Here is a 305-nt window from a genome sequence, read left to right as displayed (position 1 = left end):
ATGACTCTCATCGTCACCGGCGCGGCCGGCTTTATCGGCAGCAACATCGTCAAGGCGCTGAACGAACGCGGCGAAGACCGCATCATCGCCGTCGACAATCTCACCCGCGCGGACAAGTTCAGGAATCTCGTCGATTGCGAGATCGACGACTACATCGACAAGACCGAGTTCGTCGAGCGCTTCACGCGCGGCGATTTCGGCAACGTGCGCGCGGTATTCCACGAAGGCGCCTGTTCGGACACGATGGAAACCGACGGCCGCTACATGATGGACAACAACTTCCGCTATAGCCGCGCCGTGCTCGA

The 305-nt window shown here is 60.3% G+C and carries 1 protein-coding gene; it reads left to right on the top strand.

Going from position 1 to position 305, the window contains the following annotated elements:
* The coding region (locus U5A65_RS40835; RefSeq protein ID WP_321949750.1) for an NAD-dependent epimerase/dehydratase family protein at positions 1 to 305 on the top strand (305 nt) is incomplete at its 3' end.

Origin of the sequence: Paraburkholderia sp. J10-1 (assembly GCF_905220165.1) — a bacterium.
Classification (GTDB): domain Bacteria; phylum Pseudomonadota; class Gammaproteobacteria; order Burkholderiales; family Burkholderiaceae; genus Paraburkholderia.
This window is presented reverse-complemented; position numbering and strand designations above follow the sequence as displayed.